Source organism: Desulfobacter hydrogenophilus, assembly GCF_004319545.1.
GTDB classification, from domain to species: Bacteria; Desulfobacterota; Desulfobacteria; order Desulfobacterales; family Desulfobacteraceae; genus Desulfobacter; species Desulfobacter hydrogenophilus.
The window spans coordinates 3091904-3111822 of the sequence record NZ_CP036313.1 but is presented as its reverse complement, the minus strand read 5'-3'; the positions used below and the strand labels follow the sequence as shown (position 1 = coordinate 3111822).

The following is a 19919-nucleotide window of genomic DNA, read 5'->3' as shown; positions in this document are numbered from 1 at the left end:
TGTTATGCTGAAAATTAAAAATTTAAGATGCTGTTACGGAAATATTGCCGTGGTTCACACCGTGAGTCTTTCGGTGAGACAGGGGGAGCTGATCTCCATCATCGGTGCCAATGGGGCAGGCAAAAGCACCCTTTTAGCGGCGGTGTGCGGCCTGTTAAAAAACTGGTCCGGGGAAATTGAATTTAAAGGCCACGCCCTGAAGGGCATGTCAGCCCCGGCTATTGTCAGGCAGGGCATCAGCATGGTGCCCGAAGGCCGGCAGATATTTTCGCCCCTAAGCGTTATGGACAATCTGAAAATGGGGGCATATACCCGGTTCCGGAGAGAGGGAAAAATCCGTGTGGCCCAAGATCTTGATAGGGTGGTTCAGATGTTTCCTATTTTAAAGGAACGCTCAGCCCAACTGGCCGGCACCCTGTCCGGCGGCGAGCAACAAATGCTTGCCATCGGCAGGGCTTTGATGGCGCACCCTACCCTGCTGGTGCTCGACGAGCCCTCCATGGGCCTTGCCCCCAAAATTGTGGAGATGATTTTTTCCACGATCCAGGATCTGTCACAAAGCGGGGTGACCATTCTTCTGGTAGAGCAGAATGCCAGGGCCGCTTTGAAAATTTCAGATCGGGGCTATGTGCTTGAAACAGGTAAAATGGTACTCCAGGGTAGTGCAGATGAACTCTTAGTGGACGACGATGTAAAGCGAGCCTACCTTGGCAAGGATTATGGAGACTTTCTGGACGAAAGGAATCAATAATGTCCGAACAGATAAATATGACCGCAGATATGGATGACAACGACAAGGCCCAGCGTCAGCTTGAGCGGCTGCAGGCCACATTGAACCGGGCATGCAAGAATGTCCCCTTCCACCGCAACCGTATCCGGGAAGCAGGCCTCTCTGACATAACCGGACTTGAAGATATTGAAAAGCTGCCCTTCATGGACAGAACTCATCTGGCCACCCACTACCCCTACGGACTTTTTGCCGTTCCTTTGCGGGATATTGTGCGCATCCACACAGCTCCCGGATCCGGCACCAGCCCCTCCATCAGCGGATATACAAAGACAGATCTGATGATCTGGAAAAAAATGATTGCAGGCGCCTATGCCCAAGCCAATGTGACGGACAGGGATATTCTCCTGGTCCATCTGCCGCCTGGCCTTGCCAACTGGGCCAGGGATTACAAAGACGGGGGCGAGGCCGTGGGCGCCGGCGTGATCCCCAATTCCCCCCTGTCCGTGGCCAAGACCCTTATGGTGCTCAGGGACTACAAGGTAACCACCCTTGTAACCACCCCGGTTTTTGCCCGACATCTGACAGCCCACATGTTTGACCGGGAATGCCATCCCAACGAACTGAACCTGAAACAGATCATCCTTGTGGGGGAGCCGGATGACGGACACACAATTTCCGAACTGAGGGATAGCCTCCATGTGGATGTCTGGCTCAATTACGGCCTAAGCGAGATCCCTGGCCCCGCCATTGCCTATGAGTGCCGGTATCATGACGGACTGCATATCAATGATGACCACATCCTGCCCGAAATTATTGATCCTGCCACAGGCGGGCCTGTTCCGGCAGGGGAAAAAGGAGAACTGGTCCTGACCACACTTTCAGCACGGGCATTCCCGCTGATCCGCTTTCGTACCGGTGACATGGCACAATTCATTTCCCAGGCGTGTCCCTGCGGCGCAGCCTCCACCCGGATAAAGTGGTTGGCTGAACAGGCTGACAATTACATGCTCATATCAGGCATCCGGGTGTCCCAGGCCCAGGTCAGGGAAAACCTTAAAATCGCATTAAAGATGCCGACCATCGGCTGTAGCATGGAAAAATCCTGCCGATCCGGTGCAGATATACTATTGATATCACTGATCATGGACGAGCAACTATTTTCAGATGAAATCAAAAATCTGCAGCAGTTGATGGCCCACGCCGAAGAGACCCTGACGGAACAAAACGGCATCAAAGTAAAAATCCGGCTGACACAGCAACGGGTTTAACAACGCCCAAGCTGTCATGGTTGAATAAAAAGCTCACCCTCACTGCGAAACACCCGATCGATGCCCTGTTTGGAAAACACAATCTGCCACAGCTGGTTTCTTCTGGATCTGAAACTTGCGGCACAGGACAGCAGATAATAGCTCCACATGCGGAAAAACCGCATATCATACTGATCTTTCAGCCGGTCCCAATTCTGGGTAAAGTTGTCATACCAGGCCATAAGGGTCCGGTCATAGTACCGACCCAGGCTGTGCAGGTCTTCCAATATGAACAACCCTTCGGCGGCCCGGGAAATCTGGCTGGCGGACGGCAGCATGGAATTGGGAAAAATATAAGTACCGATCCATGGATCCGTATCCCTGGATGGGGTATTTCCGGCAATGGTATGCAGCAGAAAAAGCCCGTCATCTTTAAGACACCGGTGAACAACAGCCATAAAGGTTTTGTAATTTTTCCATCCCACATGCTCAAACATGCCAATGGAAACAATCCGGTCGAATTTTTCATTTAAGTCACGGTAGTCTGCCAGTTCGATGGTTACATCAAGGCTTTTGCACCGTTCTCTGGCATATCCGGCCTGTTCATTTGAAACGGTAACCCCTTTGACTTTAACCCCATAGGTTTCAGCGGCGTATTTTGCAAATCCGCCCCACCCACATCCAATATCCAGCACAGTCATACCCTGCTTTAGTCCAATTTTACGGCATATCAGGTCCAATTTCCGAGTCTGGGCCTCATCAAGGTTGCGGGCATTATGCCAATATCCGCACGAATAGTTCAGGCCCTTGTCCAGCATAACCTTAAAAAGCGCGTTGCCGGTATCATAATGCTGCCGGCCGATGATAAATGCCCGGGCACCCCTTTGAAGGTTCATAAACCTGGCTTTAAAAACCGCCCAGAGAATTGTCGGTTTCAGGGATTTGGCTTTTTTATCTATCCGGTATTCCAAGAGCCGTTTAAAAAATTCGTCCAGGGCATTGCAGTCCCACCAGCCATCCATGTAACTTTCCCCCAAGGCCAGGGAGCCGCCGGAAAGCACGCGCTGATAAAACTTAGGATTTTTGATTTGAATGTCCCATGGGCGGTTTCCGTTGATCCGGATATCCATAGGGGTTAGAATGTTGTTAATAAATTGTTTTGCTTTTTCTCCTTTCACGATTCACCTTCCTTTTCAGGCCTGTTCTCCGCGTTGATAAAAAAAACAAGTTACCGAAACCTAAAATAAAAACATGAGCATCCGAATTTTTACAGATCGGATGCCAAGCTTTTATAATTAACGACAATTTATTCTGTCATAAAGAAAAAACAATTTCAACGACCAAAAATAGAAAATCCCTTATATATCGGCCTGCTTTCCTTGGGCCAAGTGCACTCCCGATCATCTTCATGCATCAGGCAAGGCTGTCAAAGCAAACGGGCACAAGTCATTAAAAAAACACCGGTTGCACGCAGGCTTTCTTGCATGGCAGATTTGACGGCCAAAATAAATAAACTGCAGCCCGATATCGTTCCACACCGTCTTGGGTAAAATATCCATCAGCTCAAACTCCACTTTGACCGAATCCGTCGCACGGGTAAGCCCCAGACGCCTTGACACCCGCAGCACATGGGTATCCACCACAATGGTCGGGATATTGAAACAGACGGACCGGACCACATTGGCGGTTTTTCTTCCCACACCGGGCAGACTGGTCAATGCATTGATACCCCGGGGGACCTTTCCATTGAACTCTTTTTGAATTTTATTTGCACAGGCCTTGATATTTTTCGCCTTATTATTGTAAAAGCCGGTGGAAAAAATTATTTTTTTTATGTCATCAAGGTTTGCGCCGGCAAGGGCATCTGGATCAGGGTAGCGTGCAAACAACACTGTTGTCACCTTGTTCACCTGATTATCCGTGCACTGGGCAGACAGGATGGTTGCAATGAGCAGCTCAAAGGGATTGGTGTGATCAAGTTGTGTATTGACAACCGGATAGTGTGCTTTTAGCCTTTCAATAATAATCGACACAAAGTTGGATACCTGTTCCATAACTTAAAAGATATATATGAACTCTATTAAAACCACAAGACAGGTCAAAGCTTTAGGCCTTTGTTCAGGCGGGCTTGACAGCATGCTGGCAGCCCTCATACTCAAGGACCAGGGCATTGATGTGACCTGGATCAGTTTTGAAACACCCTTTTTTGATGCCAAGGCTGCCCAAAAAGCCTCGAAGCAGACCGGGATTCCCTTGATTGTAAAAGACATCACAGATGACTACATGCAAATGATAAAAGCCCCCAAAGCAGGTTTCGGCAAAAATATGAACCCCTGCATGGACTGCCATACACTGATGTTTGCCAAGGCAGGCGCCATGATGGCACAAACAGGGGCTGATTTTTTGTTTTCAGGTGAGGTCGCCGGACAGCGACCAAAATCCCAAACGAAAAGTTCCCTGCGCTATGTTGAAAAGCATTGTGGTTTTGACGGCCTGATTCTTCGTCCGCTAAGTGCGGGGCTACTGCCTGAGACCATTGCCGAACAAAAGGGTCTGGTGGACAGAAGTCGCCTTCTGTCCTTCAGCGGCCGGAGCAGAAAGCCCCAGGCCGCCCTGGCTGAAAAATACGGCATCACGGAATACCCCTCTCCGGCCGGGGGATGCCTACTCACGGACAAGGGGTTTTCCCAGCGGCTAAGAGATCTTTTATATATCCAGAAGACAGAAGATAAAACCCAGCTACACCTACTCAAACACGGTCGGCACTTCCGCCTGGACAGCAGATCCAAACTTGTGGTGGGAAGAAATAAGGCAGAGAACAAACGGATCATCACTCTCTATGACCCCAAAACCCACATCCGACTCCGCTGCACCCACCTGCCCGGCCCGGACTCCCTGGTTTTCGGTCAGACCGACGAGACCGCCCTGCACCTGGCAGCCACAATCACATCCGGATACACCAAAGCATCTGCCGGTACGTTGACTACTATTAGTGTTTTTCAAAAACAGGAAACAAGACAGATAGAGGTTGTCACGCCTGAATCAGACGCATTTCATAACCTGTTAATACAAACACCCTGACCCCCCCTGCCCCTTTTCTTGCTCGAATTCATGGTCTGCTTGTGATTCACAAATTCTGTCCGGCATATTCTTTTTAAGTAATCCGACTATCATGGAAACTATTTTCTTCTGTTGTTTAGAAAACGAGCAGGGGCACGATTAAGAGTTCGATGAGATATCATTCATCCGGGCTGCCTTGAGCTGCCCGCAGGCCGCAGAAATATCCCCTCCCTTGCTTTTCCTGACAATGGCGGTCATATTCCGGTCTAAAAGAATGGTCAAAAAAGCATCGATCCGCTCCCGTGAAGGCCTTTTAAAGGGTGCTTTGGCATGCTCGTTAAACGGAATAAGATTCACTTTTGCGCGAATGGGGGCAAGCAGGCGGGCCAGGTCATGTGCATGACCATCACTGTCATTGACTCCGCTCATCAGAATATACTCAAAGGTAATTTTGTTCCTGGGCTTCATTTCAAATTTTTTGCAGGCCGCCAGCAATGCCTCAATGGGCCAGGTATGGTTTATCGGCATCAGGCTTGAACGCAGGTCATTGTCCGTGGCATTAAGCGACACGGCAAGATTGACTTCGGTATCAAGGCCCAGCTGAACGATTTTAGGGGCAATGCCGGAGGTGGAAACCGTTACCTTTCGAGATGAAAATTTCATCCCGAAATCCGTATCAAAAATCACACCAAGGCTGCGCAAAAGGTTATCATAATTGGCCAAAGGCTCACCCATCCCCATGAACACTATATTTGAAAGGGACAAAGGCTCTATACCCTGCTGGACCACATAACGGCGTGCATCCCTGATCTGGCCCACAATCTCTCCCATGGTCAGGTTTCTTTTAAACCCGGTCTTGGCAGTCAGGCAAAACTTACAGTTCATGGCACATCCGGCCTGGGTAGACACACAAAGGGTATAATGGTCTTTTTCGGGTATGAGTACGCTTTCCACATACTCCCCGTCTGCCATCCGGTGCAAAAACTTCTTCGTGGTATCAACAGAAGTTTCCATGTTTTCCAGCTTTAGGGTTCCAAGGCAAAAATGCTCGGCCAATTCCTCCCGCAGAGCCTTGCCCAAGTCAGTCATCTCTTCAAAACTGCCTGCAAGTTTCAGGTAGAGCCACTTGAACACCTGGTCAGCCCTAAAACGCCGTATCTCCCTATTTTCAAACCATTCACCCAGATCCTGCCGGGTAAAATCCAGTATATCCTTCATTCTACACACCTGCATATTTTATATTATTTTCTTGACATTACACGGATTATTTTTTAAATTCAATGATTTGATTTGATACTGACAAAAAGGTTATCTTGCACATGTTTGACAATTTAAGCGACCGGCTGGATTCTGTTTTTAAAAAACTTAAAGGACACGGGACCCTTACCGAGAACAACATTGAAGACGGCTTAAAACAGGTCAGGTTGGCACTTCTGGAAGCCGATGTCAATTATAAGGTTGCAAAAAATGTCATTTCAGATATAAAGGCCCGAGCCCTTGGGCAGGAGGTTATGCAAAGCCTGACCCCGGGCCAGCAGGTCATCAAGATTGTAAATGAAGAATTTACAAAAATGATGGGTTCCACCCACCAGGAACTGAGCTTTGCCGCCACCGGGGCAACGTCCATCATGCTGGTGGGGTTGCAGGGCTCCGGCAAGACAACCACCGCAGGCAAGCTGGCGCATTTTCTGCGTAAAATCGGCAGAAAGCCCTATCTTGTGCCTGTGGATGTATACCGCCCGGCCGCCATAGATCAGCTGACCAAGCTGGGAAAACAGATGGATGTGCCGGTATTTGCATCCACAACCGACATGAAGCCGCTCAAGATTTGCCAGGATGCAAAGCTTGCCGCAAGAGACCTTGGCTGCGACACCCTGCTCATTGACACTGCAGGGCGGTTGCATCTGGATGATACGCTCATGGCCGAGCTTGAAGATATCAAGAAGGGCATCAACCCGGCAGAAACACTTCTGGTGGCAGATGCCATGACCGGCCAGGATGCGGTGAACATTGCCGGTGAATTTGACAAACGGCTGGATATTTCCGGTTTTGTGCTGACCAAAATGGACGGTGATGCACGAGGCGGGGCGGCACTGTCCATCAAAGCGGTGACCGGCAAGCCCTTAAAATTCATCGGTGTGGGTGAAAAAAACACGGCACTTGAGCCCTTTCATCCGGACCGCATGTCTTCTAGGATTCTTGGCATGGGAGACACCCTGTCTTTTATTGAAAAGGCAGTTGAAGCGGTTGACCAAAAAGAGGCCAAGGCCCTTGAAAAGAAGTTTAGAAAAAATCAATTTACCCTGGAAGATTTTAAAAATCAAATGCAGCAGGTTCGCAAAATGGGATCCATAAAGGATCTTTTAGGCATGCTGCCCGGGGTAAATAAAAAGATGCTCAAAGATTTGAACATTAACGATAAAGAATTTATAAAAATAGAGGCAATTATTAACTCCATGACCCCGGAGGAACGAACCAAACATGCAATCATAAAAGCGTCCCGCAAAAGACGGATTGCCCTTGGTTCGGGAACATCGATTCAGGATGTGAATAAACTGCTTAAAAGCTACACCCAGTCCATGAAAATGATGAAAAAATTTAATAAAGGCGGCATGAATTCTCTTCGGAGTATGCTTCCATTCTAAGGAGACGACAAAGACTATGGCTGTAAAACTCAGACTTACCCGTAAAGGCACCAAAAAGAAACCCTTTTATAGAATCGTTGCCGCTGATATTGAGGCACCCAGGGACGGCAAGTTTCTTGAAGCCGTCGGCACCTATGACCCCATGCAGGATCCTGCCGTTATCAATCTGAAACAAGACCGGGTTCAGTTCTGGCTGGAACAGGGTGCAATACCCACTACAACAGTAAAAAGTATCCTTAAAAAACAGAGCGCGCAAAGCGTTTCTGCCTAAGGACACCCTTAATAAGGATAAAACCGCTGGATACGCCTTGAAAACAGCCGGGCCCTTATGTCATTGATTAGGAGACGTTTTTATGAAAGAGCTGATTGAGTATTTAGCAAAGGCATTGGTAGACAATCCCGATGAGGTTCAGGTATCTGAAGTAACAGGTGACCAGACTTCCGTGCTTGAACTCAAGGTGGCAAAGGAAGACCTCGGCAAGGTTATCGGTAAACAGGGCAGATCAGCCAGGGCCATGAGAACAATCCTAAGTGCCGCGGCCACAAAGATGAAAAAACGCACGGTACTGGAAATCATCGAGTAGTTCCATGGAATGTTCGGACACCTGGCTGACCATCGGCAAGATCACGGGCGTTCACGGCCTTGGGGGAAATCTAAAAGTGTGGTCTTGGGCTCAGTCGCCTGACACGTTTACCCAAGGGCTTGCCGTGGTGCTCAAAAATGAGGGGGATCCCCAGGACCTTGGTCGGGAATATATAATAATTAAAACCGGCAGGTATAAAAAGGGAGTGCTGTTAACTCTTGAAGGGGTCAGTACCCGGGAAGCCTCGGAAGGCCTTGTGGGAAAACTTGTCCTGGTTGATAAAACCAACCTGCCGGACCTGGATGAAGATACCTGGTACTGGCAGGATCTGATCGGATTGACGGTTGTGGATACCTGTGAAGGGAAACTTGGAAAAGTAGCCCAGCTTTTTCCCACAGGCGCAGATGATATCCTGGTTGTTACGGATAAAACGCCCCAGGGAAAACAGGAAGTGTTAATCCCTATGAATGCAGCATTTGTCAAAGATGTAAACCTTGACACCGGTGTGATTACAACCGAGTTGCCCGAAGGGTTTATCACGGACTGATTTTGCCCATGAAGTTTACCGTACTGACACTGTTTCCGGAATTTATGGAGGCTTTTTTTACGAACGGCATCATGGCCAGGGCTTTGAAGCGGGAGGTTATCAGCGCGGACAGCATCAATATCCGGGATTTTGCTTCCGATCGGCATAACAGCGTGGATGATCGCCCCTACGGCGGGGGAAGCGGCATGGTAATGATGCCGGGGCCGTTGGAAAAGGCAATTGATTCTGCCAGGCTGATGTCCAGCAGTCCTCGGGTGGTGTGTTTAAGCCCCCAGGGCAGGCCCTTTACCCAGGCCCGGGCCTGTGAACTCGCCACATCCAGGCAGGACCTTATTCTGATCTGTGGCCGATACGAGGGGATTGACGAGCGGGTATATACCCGCCAGGTCGATGAAGAGATCTGCGTGGGGGATTTTGTGATGACCGGCGGAGAAATTGCTGCCATGGCAGTGATTGATGCTGTTGCCAGAATGATCCCCGGGGTTCTTGGGAGCAATGAATCATCCCAGTGTGAATCGTTTATGGACAACCGCCTGGAATATGCCCAGTACACCCGGCCCGAGGTATATGAGGACATGACCGTGCCCGGGCTGCTCTTGTCCGGGAACCATGAAAAGATACGGCAGTGGCGCAGGCGCTCTGCTCTGGAACGAACCTTTATCAAGCGCCCGGACCTGTTTGAAACCCGGACGCCGGATAATGAAGAAAAAGAAATTTTGCGGCAGTGGTGCCGGGAACTTGAGGCGTTGATCCATAAATGAGTTCACCTATAGCGAGTTCAAGCGATGAACAAAATGATCAACGCAACACCAAAGATCTGAATTTAAGCAAGGATCCCGTGGCACTAAATCTTTACCTGGCACTAATCCACTACCCAGTGGTCAATAAAAATGGGCAGATCATAGGATCAGCTCTGACCAACATGGATCTGCATGACATTGCCAGGGCAGGCCGGACATTTGGGGTAAAGGCCTATTATGTGGTCACCCCCTATGAAGACCAGAGAACCCTGGCCTTCCAGATTATGGACCACTGGACCCATGGCCATGGAGGAAGGGTTAATCCGGCACGAAAATCTGCCCTTGAACGGGTGAGGGTAGCGGATACATTTAAAGCCGTCTGCACTGATATAGAAAATGAACAGGGGCAGGCCGTGGTAAAAGTTGCTACCAGCGCCAACAGCGATGGCGTCACACGCAGTTGCAGAAAGCTTGGGCAGGAATTGAAGGCTCATGCCCCCCATGTGCTTGTTTTTGGCACGGCATGGGGGCTGGCACCGGAAGTGATCAAGCAGTGTGACCATATCCTTGAACCCATACAGGGGTCAGGATCATATAATCACTTAAGCGTCAGGTCTGCAGCGTCCATATATTTAGACAGATTAATAAATGGCTGAAAGAACAGCATGGGCGAATCTGGCCTATCACCAGCCAGAGGCAACCCACAGCAAAGAAACAACAACAATTCAAAAATTTATTGTGACTTTCATATAAAAAATAGAAGGAACAAAACATGACAGTAAACCTAATCCAAAAGATTGAGAAAGAACAGATGCGCCTTGACATTCCGAATTTCGATTCCGGGGATACCGTAAAGGTTCATGTAAAAATCAGAGAAGGTGAAAAGGAACGTATCCAGGTTTTCCAGGGCGTGGTTATCAAAAAGACCAAAGGCCTTTCCAGCGCCCGGTTCACCGTTAGAAAAATTTCAGGTGGCGTCGGCGTTGAAAGAATTTTCCCTCTGTTTTCTCCGGCCATTGACAAAGTTGAAGTGGTCACCCGGGGACGGATAAGACGATCCAAACTTTACTATTTGAGAAATCTGCGCGGCAAAGCTGCAAGAATCAAAGAAAAACGCTTTGCCTGATATCCGAGGCAGCTTTTCAGCCGACATGCTGGCCTTTGAAAAACAGGCTATGTTGAGCGGATATAAAGTAATTGCAGGTGTTGATGAGGCCGGCAGGGGACCCCTTGCCGGCCCCGTCGTATCTGCGGCGGTGGTGCTGCCTGATAGTTTTGATGTTCCGGGCATCAATGATTCTAAAAAGCTTTCCGAAAAAAAAAGAGAGACACTTTTTCCAGTGATCCAAAACCATGCCATTGCCTTTGGTATAGGCATGGCCGACCATGAGGAAATTGACCGAATTAATATTTTGCAGGCATCTCTGCTCTCCATGAAACGGGCGGTTGAAGACCTGCAGGTTAGACCGGATTATCTGCTCATTGACGGCAAATTTACAATAAACAGCACCATTGACCAGCGGTCCGTTATAAAAGGAGACGCGTTAAGTCTGTCCATTGCAGCGGCCTCTATTATAGCCAAGGTTACACGGGACCGGATCATGGCAGAGCTTGATTTACAATATCCCGAATACGGCCTTAAGCGCCATAAAGGATATCCAACCAAAGCCCATAAAGAGGCGATCCTGACCCATGGTCCCTGCCCTGTTCATCGTAAAAGTTTCAAGGGTGTAAAAGATATATGAGCCTTAGCGGAAAACAGCTCGGCAAAAAGGGAGAAATAGCTGCCCGGCAGTTCCTTTTGTCCCGGGGCTATAAAGTATTGGAATCCAATTATTCAACCCCACTGTTTGAAATCGATATCATTGCAAATGACAACGAGACCTTGTGCTTTATTGAAGTAAAAACCCGGACAGGCGTTAAGAAAGGTTTGCCCCGGGAAGGTGTTACAATAGCCAAGCAGAAAAAAATTATCATGGGTGCCCAGTACTATCTGAGCCTGAATAAAATAACCAACACCCGGCTGCGATTTGATGTGGTAGAAGTGCTATACAAGGATAGTTCACACACGGCCTGTGATATCACTGTGATACCCAATGCCTTTCAAGGATGTTAACAATGGTCGGCACGCTTTATATTGTAGCAACGCCTTTAGGCAACCTTGAGGATATGACATTCCGGGCGGTACGCATCCTAAAGGAAGTGGACCTGATTGCAGCCGAGGACACTCGTCATTCCAAAAAATTACTGGGTCATTACGGCATCACAACCCCCACAATCGCCTGCCATGAGCACAATGAAGCCGTAAAAGCCCATGACCTGATCCAGCGGCTTGAGAAGGGAGCCACCATCGCCTTAATCAGCGATGCAGGCACGCCTTTAATTTCAGACCCCGGTTACCGCCTGGTTTCCCAGGCCGGAGAAAAGGGTATTCCCATTGTTCCGGTTCCCGGATGCAATGCTGCGATTACCGGATTGAGTGCATCCGGTCTGCCCACCGACACGTTTGTCTTCTTGGGCTTTCCGCCTAGAAAACAGGGCCGACTGAACACCTTTCTCAATGATACCGCCCATCATAAGGCCACCCTGATATTTTATGAATCTCCCCGGCGCGTTATTCGGCTGATATCTTCGGCCATAGACGCATTTGGTGACCGCCAGGCCTGTCTTGCCAGGGAATTGACAAAACAGTATGAGGAGTTTATCCGTGGTCCTTTATCCGTTCTTCTATCTACCCTTGAAAGTAGGGAAACCATCAAAGGCGAATGCGTCCTGTTTATTAAAGGAGAGGACGAACAACCTATCGGTTTATCTGCAGAACAGATGCAAACCATGATCATAGAAGGTCTGAATCAGAATAAGCGGACCAGTGAACTTGCAAAAAAAATAGCCGGATTGGCAAACTGCCCTAAGCCAAGGGTTTACGACATGATTTTAGCTCTGAAAAACCGTTCTTAAGCATCGTTACCATCCACCTGCCTTAAACCACCATAGACAAGACACAAAACAGATACGCCTCTTTGCAGGTTGATAAACCCCTTGCCAAATCAGGGTCAAAAGCCTTATAAAGAAGCAAAATATTAACAAAACATGAGAATAATGTTAAGGTTACAATTTTGATAACATGAACTGGCGTACTCCGGCCCGTATATATCCAATTTTCACAAAGGAAATAAAACTATCATGAGCATTGAAATATGCTATGTCATTGTAGCGATGCTGCTCCTGTTTGCAATTTTTGATCTGATTGTTGGGGTTACCAATGATGCGGTTAATTTTTTAAACTCCTCCATCGGATCAAAGGCAGCACCCTTTAAAATAATTATGATTATTGCCAGTGTCGGGATTCTGACCGGCGTTACTTTTTCTGCAGGTATGATGGAAGTTGCCCGGAAAGGTATTTTTCATCCCGAATTTTTTACCATGCCCGAACTTCTGACAATATTTCTGGCTGTGATGATTACGGACGTCCTGCTTTTAGATCTTTTCAACACATATGGCCTGCCCACCTCCACAACGGTATCCATTGTATTTGAGCTGCTCGGGTCTGCCGTGGCCCTGTCCATAATAAAACTTGCAGCCCATGCCGATTCGGGGCTTGGGCTCTTGGACTATATTAACTCGAGCAAAGCCATCACAATCGTATTTGGGATATTATTATCCATTATCGTAGCATTTGCTTCGGGTGCAATAGTTCAATTTATATCCAGACTTATTTTCACCTTTAATTATGAAAAGAGGCTGAAGTATTACGGCGCGCTATGGGGTGGTCTGGCTCTTACCGTGATTACCTTTTTCATCCTTGTAAAAGGGGCCAAAGGGGTCACATTCATGGATCCACATATGGTGACATGGGTAAAGAGCCACTCTTTTATTATCATGGGCGGTATTTTCGTAATATCAGCCATCATCCTTCAAATTCTCATCAGCGTATTCAAAGTAAATATTCTTAAACCCATTGTCCTTGTGGGTACGTTTGCTTTGGCCATGGCCTTTGCAGCCAACGATCTTGTCAATTTTATCGGTGTGCCCTTAGCTGGCTTGAATGCCTTTAAAACAGCGCTGGCCTCATCTGATCCCATGAACATCACCATGGCCGCACTGGGGGGAAAAGTTCACACCCAGACCGGTGTCATGCTCATTGCAGGCGCCATCATGGTGACAACCCTGTGGGTATCACGCAAGGCAAGGACTGTGTCTGAAACAGAAATCAGCCTGGGCCAGCAGGATGAAGGTATGGAGCGGTTTGAATCTGTTTGGCTGTCCAGGCGTATTGTCAATCTGTTCCACAGCCTTTTCACTTCTGTCAAAGCCATCGTACCGCCCGTCATCGGCAGAGTTGTGGCCAGAAGAATCTGCCCGACCCCCGAAGACTGTCATTTTGAGGGCAGGAAAAAGCCCTCCTTTGATCTGCTGCGTGCGTCTGTGAATCTAATGGTGGCATCTGCCGTGGTCTCCATGGCCACATCCTTAAAACTGCCTTTGTCCACCACCTATGTGACGTTTATGGTCGCCATGGGGTCCTCCTTTTCAGACCAGGCCTGGGGCAGAGAAAGCGCCGTATACCGTGTCACCGGCGTTTTAACAGTTATAGGCGGCTGGTTTATGACCGCGCTGATTGCCTTTGTGGCCTCTTTTATCAGCGCCAATATCATCTATTATTTTAAAATGCCCGGCGTGGTCTGTCTGATGATTTTTGTATTTTTCATGATCCGCAGAAACAAAAAGCACCACGAAGGCACTGAAAAAACCAAAGAGGAGATCACCATTTACCACCTTGAAAAGGTGGAAGATTTCCAGTCTTCTGTTTCAGCAACGTTTGACCACATTGCCCTTCATCTTCAAGACATGAGAGTCTCTTTAGGAACCGCGTTTGATGCGCTGTTTCAAGAAGATTTGGACACCTTAAGGGAACATCGCAGAAAGGTCAAGCAATTCCAGGTGCGTAGCAATATAATCATTGCCAATATTTTTAAAGTGTTACGGCTCCTGCAGCGTGGGGATCACAAAGGTTCGTTCAACTATTACCAAATTATCCGGCGTCTCCAAAAACTTAACGACGGGTACAGAGATATAGTAATCAGATCCACCATGCATGTGGCCAATCGGCACAAAGGACTTTTACCTGCCCAGATTGAGGAACTCAAGGAGATCAAAACTGAAATTCTTTACATTCTTGAGCAGGTGGAAATCGCATTCAATAAAAAGGATATTGTGGACTGTAACCACATTGCTGCAAGGTTCCACTATCTAAGGGATCTTGTGGATGAATACAATGCCAATCAGATTGCCAGAATCAGGGAAGAATCCTCAAAAACCCGTCTGAGCATCATGTACTATGCTATTTCCGGCAATTGCGTCATGATGGCCAAACAAACCGTTAAGCTACTTGAAATATTTAATGAGGCGCTACCTTCAAAAGACGGTACCAATGCCTGCAGAAACTTGCACTTAGATTGATTCTTTTTTTTCAGTGAATCAGGATGAGGTAAATCTTTTATAAATCGAACTTAAACCGGATTAAGGCTACTGTTTTTTCAGCATCGGAACAAAATCCGATGGCAAGCCCGCCCGCCTAAAAAATTGTTCATGGAACGGCTTGAGATGTCACATTCCACTTCATGACATATAAATGGTATTCACACCGAAAATTGCGAATCAAACGCTGTCGATACTGATTCATATTTTTACCAATCCGGGTATCTTTAAATAATTGAGCGGTACCAGACGAGGCAATTTTTTTTTGCTGAAGATTTTTTTTGAAAGGTTTGTCCCCTTGCCAAAGGCGTCTGATCAGGTTCAGACCATTAAGAGGGTCTTCTCCAACTGAGTAACCGCAGAGTTATCAAAAGTATCAAAGCCATCGCCAAGGCGCATTAAAGGTTGAATAGCATGTCTATTGGGCCGTTGATCCAACGAAGTAGATGGGCCAAAAGGCAAACTATTTCGTTCAAGTTATTTAATATGCGGTCCTTAAGGAGAAGGGATGATAAACAATCTTCTATATACAGCCACGGATTGACCTGGTTTATCGACACCCAGACTCACCCCACAACAAAGAATAAAAGTAACTTAACACCCTGTTAGAGCTTCCAAATATATAGTCCTTACCTTTTTAAGGTCAAAATTCAAGGGCGTTGGCAATTGATAAACGCAAAAGCGGCCCGTTCCTATAATCAGGAAAGGGCCGCTTTAATTTACATCATAAAACGGATGTCAGCTAAGGAAAAACCTTCACTTACATCTTGGTACCTTCTGCATGGCTCTGCAGTTTTACTTCAACCTTTTCGGTCAGGCTGGCATAGTATTCTCTAAGGATAACGAGAACTTCTTCACGGCCAAAGTGATCAACAACAGGCTGGTTGTTGGACAGGGCGTGACGCAGTTTGGTGCCGGAGAGGATAACACGATCATCCTTGCCATGGGGGCAGGTTCTCATGGAAGCCATGCCGTCGCATTTGTAGCAGTAGAAAGTCCAGTCAATCTTCAGCGGTTCGCACAGCAGGCGTTTTCCGTCATCTTCAGGCATGGGGATGGTATCAAAGATTTCCTGTGCTTCGAACAGGGTGTAGAAGTCACCAACGCCGGCATGGTCACGACCGATGATCATTTTGTTAACACCGTAGTTCTGACGGAAGGTGGCATGCAGCAGGGCTTCACGGGGGCCGGCATATCTCATGTCCAAGGGATATCCAGCGTTAATAACATGCTCGGGAACAAAATAACCCTTGATCAGAGTATCAATGCATTTGATACGTACGTCTGCGGGGATGTCACCGGGTTTCAGGTTACCGATCAGGGAATGAATTAGGACGCCGTCGCATACGTCAAGGGCGATCTTGCACAGATGCTCATGGGACCTGTGCATGGGGTTTCTCAGCTGCATGGAGGCAACGTTGGCCCAGCCTTTTTCATCCATGATAGCCCGGGTTTCTTTAGGTGTCAGGTAAACACCTTTAAATTTTTCGGGGAATTCACCTTCGGAAAGAACTTTTACAGGACCTGCCAGGCAGAATTCTTTTCTAGCCATAACCATCTGAACGCCGGGATGATCTTCCATGGCAATTTTCCAGAATACATCATCTTGAGACTCTTCGCCATGACCTTTGTAGACTTTCTCACATTCCCATTTTTTATCGTCTTCGGTCATTTCGAATTTTTCTTCGATCTTCATTGTGGCAAAAATTTCACCATTTCTTTCCAGGGTGATTTCATCGCCAACATTGATGTCTGCGGCAGCATCGGCAGCAGCGTCGAGCATAACGGGAACCGGCCAGAAAGTACCGTCAGCCAGCAGGAAGTCTTCGCAAACGCCTTTCCAGTCAGCCTTGGTCATAAAACCGTTCAGCGGAGAGAAACCGCCGATACCCAGCATGATCAAGTCGCCTTTAACCTGGGAAGAAATTTCAATTTTTTTCAGACCAGCAGCTTTTTTCAGTTCAGCTTCCAGTTCTGCGCCTTCAAGCTTGCAGCATACAAGACCTTTCCCGCCATGGGGTGCAACTAATTTAGACATATACGTCAGTCTCCTTATCTATGGTTAACTTCCATTATAGGTGTCAAATGCCTTGACCCGGCACCTGACTTCAATTTTATTTAAAAATCTTGTAAGATTTAATGATGATTCGATGATTTGTCAAGAATTATATTTGCGTAACTTTAATAGTTCTCCTACCTCACCCATGGATACTGCATGGGCATGGGCTTTAAGCCCGGGCTGTTTAAACGCAATGAACCAGGTTCCGGCCGCTTCAGCCGCTTTTTTATCGAATATGGAATCCCCGATGAACACAATCTGCCGAGGCAGCAGTGCATAGGCACCCATAATTTTTTCCAGTTGATCGGGAAAGGGTTTGGGATTGGCCACATCAGATGCCGTGACAATAATATCAAATGATTTTTTCAGTTTATGTTCAATAAGTACACTTCCCATGGTATTTGTTCGGTTTGTAGCCACACCGCGCACCCAACCGGCCAGCTTTATGGCGTCAAGCAACTCTATCAGGCCCGGTTCCATCAGCATCAAGGGGATCACGGAGGCATAGCCGATAGTTGTAATCATCTCGTATACCGGCCGGTGTTCATCCATTTCCGGAAAAAGATATTCAACAGCAGCCTTTACCGTCATCATATGAATGTTTTCAAACTGCTCATCGTCAAGGGATGGTTTGTTAAAATTAGCCAAAATCTCGTTGTAAAATTTACGGTTGGCCTGGGCCGTATCAAACATGACACCGTCGCAGTCAAACACAACGGCCTTAATTCCTGCTGTATCCATTCTGTTAAATTCCTTGGAGCTATTTATTAATTTCGATATATCCTTGAATCATTCGTTAATAGGCTCTGCCTCTTCAAAAAGGGCATATATCCTAATTCTCAAATGCGATTTATTGGGATTGTCTGTTGTCAGTGTAATAAAATCATAAATATCGGCAGAACGGTCAGAATAACAGGAAACCCGGACCTGCCAGTTCTTTTTCCCCTGGCCTGGCTTAATCAGCTCAGCCTTTATCTGCTTATTATACTTAAGCGTCATGCCAAGGATCTTTAATTCATCCTTCTGCACCGGTTCGATTGTGACCACTGCACTTAAAGTCCGGCCGGGAGTTCCGCTCAGGTTCACGGTGCTGGGACTGACCTTGATGATCTCTTGAACTTTGCCGGCAATTTTCAAATAAAATTTCTTATTTTTAGGATCATCAGTTTTGACCAAAATGTTTTTAATCAACTCACGTCCGCCATACCCTGCGGTGTTAACGCCAATGGTGATTTTTCCTTCCCCGCCCGGGGGAATCTGCCTGTCATAGGCTTTTTTGTCACAGCCTCAAGGAGGACGAACCCCGGTAATATTCAGGGGGGCATCTCCCTGATTTTTTATTATAAAATCATGAGTTAAACGCTCTCCTTCTAACACAGGCTCAAACTCAAATGCGGGGGCCATAGGCAGAGCAATCGGCCCCGCACATACATAAACCGGCTCTGCAAAAAAAAACAGACATACAAAAATTATTATAAACTTAATGTATTTCATTTTTTGAATCCATTTATATTTTAGCAACGAGTAGAAAAAATAGCCTATTCAACACTTAAATTCAAGGCTGCCCATGATATAGTAGACAGAAATCAGGGTACATAGGTGAGAATAAAGATGGAATCGGTATACACATGCCGCTTACAGGTTCGGGCGCTTCAATAATGTACATAGATCGGATCTTAGGGCAACCGGTGACAGGATCCCCGGGCAATGGTTCCCTTGATGAGCCGTATTTCAACAGTCTGATTTTCAACTTTGAAAAAGCGCTCGGACGAAGTGGAGCCCCTCTGGCAGTTCCCACCCTGGACAAATGAGACAAAGGGGGTTGGATTCTTTTTGAACAACTTTAAAAACAGAGAATAGGCCTTGCGCCGCTGAAACCGGTTTCAAAACGCTGTGACAGATTGGCCTGGTAAATACACCCTTGTCTGGAATGCTCAATAATTTATGAAACGGCTGACAGGTATTCCGGGTTGTTTTTATTATCAATCAGGAATCGGTGGTAAGGATATGATATCGGGCACAGTCCGGATCAAATCCGGACAAAAGCACCACCTAACCCTCCTGCTGGAAAATCAGGCAGTAGCATGCTCAAATGACAGATCAAAATTTAAACCCCGGATCACAATATCGGTGATCCGGGACAAAAAAAGTTTCAGATATTATCTGAGAAAGGGGTTCATCCGCTTTTCATTGCCAATGGTGCTATCAGGGCCATGTCCGGGATAGACAATGGTCTTTTCGTCCAAATTCAGCAATTTGGTCTTTATGGAGGAAATCAGAGTGTCATAATCGCCCCCGGGAAGGTCGGTACGGCCGATTGAGCCCATAAAAAGTGTATCTCCGACAAACAGATGACCAGGCGTATAAAGACAGATGCCCCCAGGTGAATGCCCCGGGGTGTGAATCACTTCAAAGGTAATATTGCCAAAGGTAATTGTATCGCCGTCCTTGAGATAAATATCGGCAGGCGGAGAATTTTCTGCCCCAAGACCGAACATGGCAGCATGATTAGCCAGGTCCAAGAGCATGGGTTCATCTTCTGGATGAATGGCAATTTGAGCAGCGGTGGCATCCTTCATTCTCTTGTTTGCCCCAACATGATCAAAATGACCATGGGTGTTGATCAAATATTTTACCTTCAATTCAGCCTTGGCAAGGGTCATGAGTATCCGGTCTGCATCATCGCCCGGATCAATGACAGCGGCCTGCTTTGTATCTTCACACCCTACAATATAGCAGTTTGCCATGATAGGACCGACTTCAAGTTTATGTATAATCAAAACATCCTCCTTGTTCTTCACATCATAGCTTAGGACCGCAACTTAAATA

At 47.3% G+C, this 19919-nt stretch carries 22 protein-coding genes; 14 read left to right on the top strand and 8 right to left on the bottom strand.

Going from position 1 to position 19919, the window contains the following annotated elements:
- Positions 1-4: 4 nt before the first annotated feature.
- Both EYB58_RS13890 and EYB58_RS13885 read left to right on the top strand, forming a co-directional pair.
- Positions 5-751 (top strand): ABC transporter ATP-binding protein, encoded by a 747-nt coding sequence (locus tag EYB58_RS13890; RefSeq protein ID WP_111956323.1) that lies wholly within the window; start codon positions 5-7, stop codon positions 749-751.
- Positions 751-1998 carry a phenylacetate--CoA ligase family protein gene (locus EYB58_RS13885; protein ID WP_111956321.1) on the top strand — a complete coding sequence of 416 codons (1248 nt, stop codon included), beginning with the start codon at positions 751-753 and terminating at the stop codon, positions 1996-1998. Before EYB58_RS13890 ends, EYB58_RS13885 begins: the two co-directional genes overlap by 1 nt.
- A 14-nt stretch (positions 1999-2012) precedes the next feature.
- Here EYB58_RS13885 and cfa read toward each other — a convergent pair whose 3' ends face one another.
- Together cfa and nth are read right to left on the bottom strand one after the other, a co-directional pair.
- Positions 2013-3155 carry a cyclopropane fatty acyl phospholipid synthase gene (gene cfa, locus EYB58_RS13880; protein WP_111956319.1) on the bottom strand — a complete coding sequence of 381 codons (1143 nt, stop codon included), beginning with the start codon at positions 3153-3155 and terminating at the stop codon, positions 2013-2015.
- 228 nt (positions 3156-3383) lie between these two features.
- Positions 3384-4010, bottom strand: coding sequence for an endonuclease III (nth, locus tag EYB58_RS13875; RefSeq protein WP_341273360.1), 627 nt, complete (start codon positions 4008-4010; stop codon positions 3384-3386).
- A gap of 37 nt (positions 4011-4047) precedes the next feature.
- Between nth and EYB58_RS13870 the strand changes: the two genes are divergently transcribed.
- Positions 4048-5058: a tRNA 4-thiouridine(8) synthase ThiI gene (locus EYB58_RS13870; RefSeq protein ID WP_111956315.1), complete on the top strand. Its 1011-nt coding sequence runs from the start codon at positions 4048-4050 to the stop codon at positions 5056-5058.
- A gap of 138 nt (positions 5059-5196) precedes the next feature.
- On the opposite strand, the gene rlmN is transcribed toward EYB58_RS13870, so the two are convergent.
- On the bottom strand, positions 5197-6255 hold the full coding sequence (gene rlmN / locus EYB58_RS13865; RefSeq protein ID WP_111956313.1) for a dual-specificity RNA methyltransferase RlmN: 1059 nt from the start codon (positions 6253-6255) through the stop codon (positions 5197-5199).
- Between the two features lie 101 nt (positions 6256-6356).
- Here rlmN and ffh point away from each other — a divergent pair, with 101 nt between their 5' ends.
- The 11 genes from ffh to EYB58_RS13810 all read left to right on the top strand — a co-directional run bounded on the left by ffh (position 6357) and on the right by EYB58_RS13810 (position 15013).
- Entirely contained in the window at positions 6357-7682 is a 1326-nt protein-coding gene (gene ffh, locus EYB58_RS13860; protein WP_111956311.1) for a signal recognition particle protein, read from the top strand.
- Positions 7683-7698: 16 nt separating this feature from the next.
- Positions 7699-7953, top strand: a complete 255-nt coding sequence (gene rpsP, locus EYB58_RS13855) for a 30S ribosomal protein S16 (protein WP_111956309.1) — start codon at positions 7699-7701, stop codon at positions 7951-7953.
- An 82-nt stretch (positions 7954-8035) separates the two neighbouring features.
- Positions 8036-8266 (top strand): KH domain-containing protein, encoded by a 231-nt coding sequence (locus tag EYB58_RS13850; protein ID WP_020586850.1) that lies wholly within the window; start codon positions 8036-8038, stop codon positions 8264-8266.
- Between the two features lie 4 nt (positions 8267-8270).
- Entirely contained in the window at positions 8271-8813 is a 543-nt protein-coding gene (gene rimM, locus EYB58_RS13845) for a ribosome maturation factor RimM (RefSeq protein ID WP_111956307.1), read from the top strand.
- Positions 8814-8821: 8 nt separating this feature from the next.
- On the top strand, positions 8822-9574 hold the full coding sequence (gene trmD, locus EYB58_RS13840) for a tRNA (guanosine(37)-N1)-methyltransferase TrmD (RefSeq protein WP_111956349.1): 753 nt from the start codon (positions 8822-8824) through the stop codon (positions 9572-9574).
- On the top strand, positions 9571-10209 hold the full coding sequence (locus EYB58_RS13835) for an RNA methyltransferase (protein ID WP_111956305.1): 639 nt from the start codon (positions 9571-9573) through the stop codon (positions 10207-10209). Before trmD ends, EYB58_RS13835 begins: the two co-directional genes overlap by 4 nt.
- A gap of 116 nt (positions 10210-10325) precedes the next feature.
- Positions 10326-10679: a 50S ribosomal protein L19 gene (rplS, locus tag EYB58_RS13830; RefSeq protein WP_111956303.1), complete on the top strand. Its 354-nt coding sequence runs from the start codon at positions 10326-10328 to the stop codon at positions 10677-10679.
- Positions 10672-11298, top strand: coding sequence for a ribonuclease HII (locus tag EYB58_RS13825; protein WP_242637359.1), 627 nt, complete (start codon positions 10672-10674; stop codon positions 11296-11298). Before rplS ends, EYB58_RS13825 begins: the two co-directional genes overlap by 8 nt.
- A complete protein-coding gene (locus EYB58_RS13820) occupies positions 11295-11669 on the top strand; it encodes a YraN family protein (RefSeq protein WP_111956301.1) in 375 nt (124 codons plus the stop codon). Before EYB58_RS13825 ends, EYB58_RS13820 begins: the two co-directional genes overlap by 4 nt.
- A gap of 2 nt (positions 11670-11671) precedes the next feature.
- Positions 11672-12511 carry a 16S rRNA (cytidine(1402)-2'-O)-methyltransferase gene (gene rsmI, locus EYB58_RS13815; protein ID WP_111956299.1) on the top strand — a complete coding sequence of 280 codons (840 nt, stop codon included), beginning with the start codon at positions 11672-11674 and terminating at the stop codon, positions 12509-12511.
- Positions 12512-12736: 225 nt separating this feature from the next.
- Positions 12737-15013, top strand: coding sequence for an inorganic phosphate transporter (locus EYB58_RS13810; RefSeq protein WP_111956297.1), 2277 nt, complete (start codon positions 12737-12739; stop codon positions 15011-15013).
- A gap of 778 nt (positions 15014-15791) precedes the next feature.
- Here the strand turns inward: EYB58_RS13810 and sat are convergent.
- The 5 genes from sat to EYB58_RS13785 form a co-directional block, all read right to left on the bottom strand.
- Entirely contained in the window at positions 15792-17069 is a 1278-nt protein-coding gene (gene sat / locus EYB58_RS13805; protein ID WP_111956295.1) for a sulfate adenylyltransferase, read from the bottom strand.
- A gap of 120 nt (positions 17070-17189) precedes the next feature.
- On the bottom strand, positions 17190-17831 hold the full coding sequence (locus EYB58_RS13800) for an HAD family hydrolase (RefSeq protein ID WP_111956293.1): 642 nt from the start codon (positions 17829-17831) through the stop codon (positions 17190-17192).
- A gap of 48 nt (positions 17832-17879) precedes the next feature.
- Positions 17880-18584 (bottom strand): DUF1573 domain-containing protein, encoded by a 705-nt coding sequence (locus EYB58_RS24465; RefSeq protein WP_268815256.1) that lies wholly within the window; start codon positions 18582-18584, stop codon positions 17880-17882.
- 182 nt (positions 18585-18766) lie between these two features.
- The gene (locus tag EYB58_RS13790; RefSeq protein ID WP_163354265.1) at positions 18767-18931 is read right to left on the bottom strand and encodes a chorismate-binding protein; all 165 of its coding nucleotides are present in this window, start codon (positions 18929-18931) and stop codon (positions 18767-18769) included.
- A 318-nt stretch (positions 18932-19249) separates the two neighbouring features.
- Positions 19250-19870 carry an MBL fold metallo-hydrolase gene (locus tag EYB58_RS13785; RefSeq protein WP_111956285.1) on the bottom strand — a complete coding sequence of 207 codons (621 nt, stop codon included), beginning with the start codon at positions 19868-19870 and terminating at the stop codon, positions 19250-19252.
- Positions 19871-19919: the final 49 nt, after the last annotated feature.

Coding starts and splice junctions, on each gene's coding strand:
- EYB58_RS13890 (WP_111956323.1), top strand. CDS start 5: ATGCTGAAAATTAAAAATTTAAGATGCTGTTACGGAAATATTGCCGTG.
- EYB58_RS13885 (WP_111956321.1), top strand. CDS start 751: ATGTCCGAACAGATAAATATGACCGCAGATATGGATGACAACGACAAG.
- EYB58_RS13870 (WP_111956315.1), top strand. CDS start 4,048: ATGAACTCTATTAAAACCACAAGACAGGTCAAAGCTTTAGGCCTTTGT.
- rlmN (WP_111956313.1), bottom strand. CDS start 6,255: ATGAAGGATATACTGGATTTTACCCGGCAGGATCTGGGTGAATGGTTT.
- ffh (WP_111956311.1), top strand. CDS start 6,357: ATGTTTGACAATTTAAGCGACCGGCTGGATTCTGTTTTTAAAAAACTT.
- rpsP (WP_111956309.1), top strand. CDS start 7,699: ATGGCTGTAAAACTCAGACTTACCCGTAAAGGCACCAAAAAGAAACCC.
- EYB58_RS13850 (WP_020586850.1), top strand. CDS start 8,036: ATGAAAGAGCTGATTGAGTATTTAGCAAAGGCATTGGTAGACAATCCC.
- rimM (WP_111956307.1), top strand. CDS start 8,271: ATGGAATGTTCGGACACCTGGCTGACCATCGGCAAGATCACGGGCGTT.
- trmD (WP_111956349.1), top strand. CDS start 8,822: ATGAAGTTTACCGTACTGACACTGTTTCCGGAATTTATGGAGGCTTTT.
- EYB58_RS13835 (WP_111956305.1), top strand. CDS start 9,571: ATGAGTTCACCTATAGCGAGTTCAAGCGATGAACAAAATGATCAACGC.
- rplS (WP_111956303.1), top strand. CDS start 10,326: ATGACAGTAAACCTAATCCAAAAGATTGAGAAAGAACAGATGCGCCTT.
- EYB58_RS13820 (WP_111956301.1), top strand. CDS start 11,295: ATGAGCCTTAGCGGAAAACAGCTCGGCAAAAAGGGAGAAATAGCTGCC.
- rsmI (WP_111956299.1), top strand. CDS start 11,672: ATGGTCGGCACGCTTTATATTGTAGCAACGCCTTTAGGCAACCTTGAG.
- EYB58_RS13810 (WP_111956297.1), top strand. CDS start 12,737: ATGAGCATTGAAATATGCTATGTCATTGTAGCGATGCTGCTCCTGTTT.
- sat (WP_111956295.1), bottom strand. CDS start 17,069: ATGTCTAAATTAGTTGCACCCCATGGCGGGAAAGGTCTTGTATGCTGC.
- EYB58_RS13800 (WP_111956293.1), bottom strand. CDS start 17,831: ATGGATACAGCAGGAATTAAGGCCGTTGTGTTTGACTGCGACGGTGTC.